Source organism: Mesorhizobium sp. M7A.F.Ca.CA.004.06.1.1 (assembly GCF_003999135.1).
Lineage (GTDB): Bacteria > Pseudomonadota > Alphaproteobacteria > Rhizobiales > Rhizobiaceae > Mesorhizobium.
Window position 1 is genome coordinate 1 of record NZ_RZPQ01000839.1, and the last position, 2,450, is coordinate 2,450.

The following is a 2,450-nucleotide window of genomic DNA, read 5'->3' on the forward strand; positions in this document are numbered from 1 at the left end:
GCCGCTCCCTGCGTCACATGGTCGGCGTCGGCCATGGCCAGCAGCGGGCCGGCGGCGAAATCGGTGTCGATGACGATGCCGCTTGAGCGCGCGCCATAGGCGGTCACTTCGAGTGCCGACCGGATCACCTGGTTGAGGTCGGTCTCGGCCTGTGCCGCGGGATGGAGGCGGACCATCGACAGGAAGCTCTTGACGATGCGGCCGCAGCGCTCGGCCGCGGCGCGGACTTTCTCGGCGCGCACCTTGGTCTGCGGATCGGAAGCGAATTCGTGCAGCAGCGTCGATTGCGCCACAACCACGGCCAGCGGATTGTTGAGTTCGTGCGACACGCCGGCCAGCAACGAACCCATTGCCGCCATCTTCTCGTTCTGGTGCAGCTTCTCGCGCTGCCGGCCGATTTCTTCCTCGGCACGCAATTTGTCGCGCAGGTCGCGGATGGAGCCGAAGATCAGGCGGCGGTCGGCGACCCGCATCTCGGTCGCCGTCAGCTCGATCGGGAACACTTCGCCGGCGGCATTCTGGGTCACCGTCTCGAGCCGCTGGCCGACCATCGGCGCGCCGCGGCCGGACATGTATTCGGCCCCTGAGGCATAGCCCTTGCGGTAGTAGATCGGCACGATCGTATCGAGCAGGTCCTTGCCGAGGATGTCGCTGCGCTGGAAGCCGAACATCTTCTCGGCGGCCGGATTGAATTCGATGATCGAGCCGGTCTCGTCGATGACGACGATAGCGTCGAGCGAGGCCTGCAGCATGGTGCGGCGAATGACCTCGCTGGCGTGGGCGTCGGAGGGCGAGCGCTCGATGGCGTCGCCGATGGCCAGCGCGATGATGTGCAGGGTCGCCTCTTCCTCGTCCGTCCATGCACGCTCGTTGACGCAGTCATTGACTGCCAGCGTCCCCCAGAGATGGCCATGCGCAAATACCGACACCGACAGAAACGACTTGATGTGCTGTTTTTCGAAGTCGGCCCTCAGGAAGCCTTCAAGGTCGCGCGTATGCCCGGCGAACACCTTGCCTTGCCTCTCGTCCTCGGCCAGCCGCTCCAGCAGCGGGTCCGAATTGACGATCGATTGCATGATGACGGTCGGCGACGCCAGTTCGCCGCCGAAAAGAGGGTCGATCCAGTAGGCTGCGACGGATTGGGCGAAGCCCTGGCCGGGCAGCTCGCGCAAGCGAAACAGGATGCCGCGCTGGCAATCCATGGCCCGGCAGAGCGTTTCCAGTATGCCGTCTATCTCGCGCTGCCAGTCGCCGGCCTCGCGCAGCCGGCGAACGACACGCACGGCCGCCATCGCCGCGCCCTGCCTGAACCCTTGCATATCGGTGCTTGCTGCTTCAGCGATCATCTTGTGCTGTCATTCCGGAGTCGCGCCAATTCGGAGTCGTGCCAATTCTGGCTGGCGAGCAACCGAATCCTTCTGGCCCGGTGCTCAGTTGCCGTCGCCGGTCGGCAGCGAGAAGATATAGCCCTCGCCGCGCACCGTGCGCAGGAATTTCGGATTGGCGGGATCGGCCTCGATCTTCTTACGCAGCCGCATGATGCGAATGTCGACGGCGCGTGACGATTCCGGATCTTCGGTGAAGCCAATCGCCTCGGAGATCGCGGCGCGGGTTAGCAGCCGATTGGCGCGGGTGAGGAAAATCTCCAGCACGTCGAACTCACTCTTGGCCATGTCGATCACCGCGCCATTGGCGCCGGTGACCAGCCTGCCGTCGAGGTCGGCCTGGAAGGGACCGAAGGCAACGGAACGGCGATCCGTCCCGGCCTTCTTGTCCTGGAGCTCCTTCGGCTGGGGAACGCGGCGCAACACGCTGCGCACCCTGGCCAGCACTTCGCGCAATTCGTAGGGCTTGACGATGTAATCGTCGGCACCGAGTTCCAGCCCGACGATGCGGTCGAGCGCGGTGCCGGCCGCTGTCGCATAGATGATGCCGATCGGCAGTTTCGAACGCAGCCAGCGGCCGAGCGAGAGGCCGTCCTCGCCCGGCATGGCGATGTCGAGAATGGCGAGATGGAACGATTGCGTTTCAACGAGGCTGCGCGCAGCGGCAGCACTTTCGGCGGTGGCCACCTCATAGCCGGCGGCGCCAAGATATTCGGCGACCGCGTCCCGTAGATCGGGCTCGTCCTCGACGATGACAATTCTTGCCCGCACGATGCTTTCGCTCCCACTTTCAGTGGAAAGTAGATTGGGTATAAACATCATGTCCAGCACTCATATCCGGGTTGCTAGGGAACGGTTGGAAAACATGGCTGCACGATCCGTCATTGCGCTCGTTTCGGTAGCCGAAGTGGTGGCGACCGAACTCGCCGACCATCTCGAGCGGCGCGGTCACGATGTGCATCAGGCGCGCCAGCCCTGGGAGGCCGAATCGCTGTTGTCGGGAAAGGGCATCGACGTCGTCGTCGTCGGCGACAGTCTCAGCCAGGCGGAGGGGCGGGACCTGCT

At 64.3% G+C, this 2,450-nt stretch carries 2 protein-coding genes and 1 pseudogene; 1 reads left to right on the top strand and 2 read right to left on the bottom strand.

All coding sequences use genetic code 11. The features are described 5' to 3' along the window. Both EN906_RS30920 and EN906_RS30925 read right to left on the bottom strand, forming a co-directional pair. Nucleotides 1–1,346: sensor histidine kinase (locus EN906_RS30920; RefSeq protein ID WP_164777492.1), on the bottom strand; the 1,346-nt coding region annotated here is incomplete at its 3' end. Nucleotides 1,347–1,430: 84 nt separating this feature from the next. Continuing rightward, the gene (locus tag EN906_RS30925) at nt 1,431–2,204 is read right to left on the bottom strand and encodes a response regulator transcription factor (RefSeq protein WP_206517176.1); all 774 of its coding nucleotides are present in this window, start codon (nt 2,202–2,204) and stop codon (nt 1,431–1,433) included. 46 nt (nt 2,205–2,250) lie between these two features. Here EN906_RS30925 and EN906_RS30930 point away from each other — a divergent pair. Beyond that, a pseudogene (locus EN906_RS30930) lies at nt 2,251–2,450 on the top strand (response regulator transcription factor); the annotation flags it as partial.